This window comes from Gordonia sp. (in: high G+C Gram-positive bacteria) (assembly GCF_012515855.1).
Classification (GTDB): Bacteria; Actinomycetota; Actinomycetes; order Mycobacteriales; family Mycobacteriaceae; genus Gordonia.
Genome location: NZ_JAAYXO010000224.1, coordinates 1 through 3,358, shown reverse-complemented (window position 1 = coordinate 3,358; position 3,358 = coordinate 1). Strand labels below are relative to the sequence as shown.

Genomic DNA, 3,358 nt, shown 5'->3' with positions numbered 1-3,358 from the left:
GGAAGCTAAGCCCACCTGCGCCGATGGTACTGCACTGTAATGGGTGTGGGAGAGTAGGACACCGCCGAACACAAATTTGCAGGGAGCCCCTGACCACTCGTTGGTCAGGGGCTTCCCTCATTTGTCGGACAACCGTCGTTGGCAGATACCATGGAGGCATGGCGATCAGCAGGCCGGCAGACGGGGAAGAACAAGTCACCAAGGCGCCCCGTGCGCGGATGACGGGCGCGCAGCGTCGACTGCAGCTCATCGAGGTGGCTCGCGGACTGTTCGCGGAGCGAGGATTCGAGGGCACCTCGATCGAGGAGATCGCCCAGCGCGCCGGCGTCTCGAAGCCGATCGTTTACGAGCACTTCGGCGGCAAGGAAGGGCTGTACGCGGTCGTCGTCGACCGCGAGATGGAAACCCTCCTGGAGATGGTGACGTCGTCGCTGACCAAGAACCGGTCGCTGTACCGCATTCAGCAGGTGGCCCTCGCGCTCCTCACCTACATGGAGGAGCGGACCGAAGGCTTCCGGATCCTGGTGCGCGGAGAGTCGACCACCGCCGGCGAGGACACCCGCTACTCGAGTCTGCTCAACGATGCGATCAGTCAGGTGGAGCACATCCTGGCCGGCGACTTCGAACGTCGCGGCTTCGATCCCGGACTGGCACCGCTCTACGCGCAGGCGCTCGTCGGGATGGTGTCAGTGACGGCGCAGTGGTGGCTGGACGTGCGGGAGCCGGAGAAGGAAGTGGTGGCAGCGCACCTGGTGAACCTGTGCTGGAACGGGCTCACCCGACTCGACCCGGACCCGATTCTCGTTGATTCCGAGTACAAGGAGTCGACGGTCGTTACCGGACGTCCGGAGTCGGATCAGCAGTAGGGGAGTTCCGGCGGGCAAGGTACGCGCCGATTCCCCAGAGCACCACGACCAGCGCGGCGGTGGAGAGCACCTGACCCCGCACCGACTCCGTCGTCAGCCCGAGCACGACGATCCCAGCGAGCGCGAGCAGCGTCAGGTTCGTGAGGTACGGGTAACCCCACATCTTCATGGGCATATGGGTGTCGTTGCGGTCGGCGCGGCGTCGGAGGACCAGCTGCGCGGCCGCAATCGCGATCCACGTGACCAGCAGCGTGGAACCGACCATCGCGAGCAGTCGCTCGAGGACTTGGTCGCCCCACACGTAGGTGGCGGGCACCATCAAGAAGCCGACGACGATGCTGGCGAGGACCGCGGCCACGGGGACACCGTTGGCCTGCGTCCTGGTGCCGATCTTCGGGGCCATCCCGCGATCGGAGAGCGAGTACAGCATGCGCGACGCACCGTAGAGGTTCACGTTCAGCGACGACAGCAGCGCGACCACGATGACGATGCCGAGTGTGGTGGCGACCGCGGGCAGCCCGATCTGCTCCAGCACGCCGACGAACGGTGACTCCACGATCCGCGGGTCGCCAGCGGGGAGGACCAGCATGATGATGGCTACCGAACCCACGTAGAAGATCAGGATCCGCCACACGATGGTCCGGATGGCCTTGGTGACGCTGGGCCCGGGATCCGCGGTCTCGGCGGCTGCGATGGCGATGATCTCGATACCGCCGAACGCGAACGCGATCACCAGCAGGGCTGCGGCGATACCGCCGACTCCGTTGGGCAGGAACTCGCCCGGGTTGCTGAGACCCGGGGACGGTTCGGACGTCCAACCGAACAGGTACGCGGCGCCGATCACCAGAAACACCACGATGAAGATGATCTTGATCAGCGAGAACCAGAACTCGAGCTCGCCGAAGTTCGAGACACCGCTGAGATTGAGGAGGGTGAACACGATCATGAAGATCAACGACCATCCCCATGCCGGCAGCACCCCGACGAGTTCCTGGAGCGTGGTGGCGGCGGCGAGGGCCTCGGCGGCGACGACGATCGTCATCTGAATCCACCAGAGCCACCCCATCATGAACCCGGCACCGGGTCCGAGCGCATTGCCGACGTAGTGGGAGAACGCACCGGGGTTGGGGTCGGATGCCGCGAGCTCACCGAGCATCCGCATCACCGAGACGATGATCAGGCCGATCACCGCGTAGGCGACCAACGCGGCCGGACCCGCCAGGGCGATGCCCTGCCCGGATCCGACGAACAGTCCCGCACCGATGGCCGATCCCAAGCTCATCATCACCAGGTGGCGGGGCTTGAGGCCGCCCTTCAGTCGGCGTTCGTCGACGACCTCGATCGGCTCGGATTCAGAGTTTCCCACCAGTCGAGCGTAATGCTTCGGGCCGTGCGGCAAGATCACCCCATGCCCAGCATCCGCCCCGTCTCTGTCGACGACTGCGTCGCCGTCGCCGAGATCTACCGGCACTACGTGGAGAATTCCACGGCGTCGTTCGACCACCACGCCCTCTCCGAAGCGGAATGGCAGGTCAAGGCGGCCGCGATCGTCGACGCCGGGCGACCGTTCCTGATCTTGGAGAACAGCGACGACCCGTCGTTGCCCTCCGGCGTGCTCGGTTACGCCTACCTGGGGGTGTACCGGGGCAAGGCCGGGTGGGCGCACACCGCCGAGGACAGCATCTACCTGCGCCCCGAAGCCGCCGGTCGCGGGCTCGGTCGGCGACTACTGCAGGCATTGGTCGACGCGACGGACGCCGCCGTCACCCGCAACATCGTCGCGGTGATCTCCGAGGAGGTCCCCGGGTCGGTGGCGCTGCACCGCAAGGTGGGCTTCGTCGAAGTCGGTCGGATGCCCGCGGTGGGCCGCAAGTTCGACCGCTGGATCGGCGCCGTCTACATGCAGTTCGTGGTCGACGCGGCACCCTCTGAGGCGTCCACGGCACCATCCGCGTAACTCAGCGGGATCCGCGGGCGAAATGAGTCCGCGGATCCCGCCGAAGCCCGCGGATGTCGTCGCACACAGCGAATACGCCTTCTACGACACCCAGTAGTACCCTGGTGGTCGTGCTGATCCGTCCGACGCGACACGGTGCGCAGGTCCCCGCGACCGCGCACGGTCTGCTGGCGGCGGCGGTCTCCCTGCTTCTCGGCGTCGCCGCGCACTCCCTGGGCAGCGGGACGGTTCCGTCCGCGATCCAGATCGTCGTGCTCGGCGGCCTCGCCGCATGCGTGGGCCTGGTCCGTGCGGCGCAGTTGCGGGCGGTGGAACGCGACCGTTCGCGCGGGCACGTCAAGATCTCGGGCACGGCAGTGCTCGCGGCGCTGGTGGTGGGACAGGTGGGCGCGCACGTCGCTCTCACGTTGATGGACGCCCACGGTGCGCACGGCGCGTCGCTGGTGCCCGGACCCGTCATGCTGATGTGGCACGTTCTCGCGATCCCCGCGGCCGCCGCGATGCTGTTCGCCGCCGAGCGGCTCAATCGCACGTG

At 66.9% G+C, this 3,358-nt stretch carries 4 protein-coding genes; 3 read left to right on the top strand and 1 reads right to left on the bottom strand.

Annotation, left to right across the window (positions count from 1 at the left end):
- The first annotated feature begins 158 nt into the window (after positions 1-158).
- Positions 159-866 (top strand): TetR/AcrR family transcriptional regulator, encoded by a 708-nt coding sequence (locus GX543_RS16195; protein ID WP_290853421.1) that lies wholly within the window; start codon positions 159-161, stop codon positions 864-866.
- On the opposite strand, the gene GX543_RS16190 is transcribed toward GX543_RS16195, so the two are convergent.
- A complete protein-coding gene (locus GX543_RS16190) occupies positions 835-2,232 on the bottom strand; it encodes an amino acid permease (RefSeq protein ID WP_290853420.1) in 1,398 nt (465 codons plus the stop codon). The two genes, GX543_RS16195 and GX543_RS16190, sit on opposite strands and share 32 nt — an antisense overlap.
- Before the next feature lie 42 nt (positions 2,233-2,274).
- On the opposite strand from GX543_RS16190, the gene GX543_RS16185 reads away from it, so the two are divergent.
- Positions 2,275-2,823, top strand: coding sequence for a GNAT family N-acetyltransferase (locus tag GX543_RS16185; protein WP_290853419.1), 549 nt, complete (start codon positions 2,275-2,277; stop codon positions 2,821-2,823).
- 110 nt (positions 2,824-2,933) lie between these two features.
- Positions 2,934-3,358 (top strand): hypothetical protein (locus tag GX543_RS16180; RefSeq protein ID WP_290853418.1); only part of this gene is annotated, 425 nt, incomplete at its 3' end.

Bases quoted from the DNA above. Each gene is read 5' to 3' on its own strand.
- GX543_RS16195 (WP_290853421.1), top strand. From the start codon at position 159: ATGGCGATCAGCAGGCCGGCAGACGGGGAAGAACAAGTCACCAAGGCG.
- GX543_RS16185 (WP_290853419.1), top strand. From the start codon at position 2,275: ATGCCCAGCATCCGCCCCGTCTCTGTCGACGACTGCGTCGCCGTCGCC.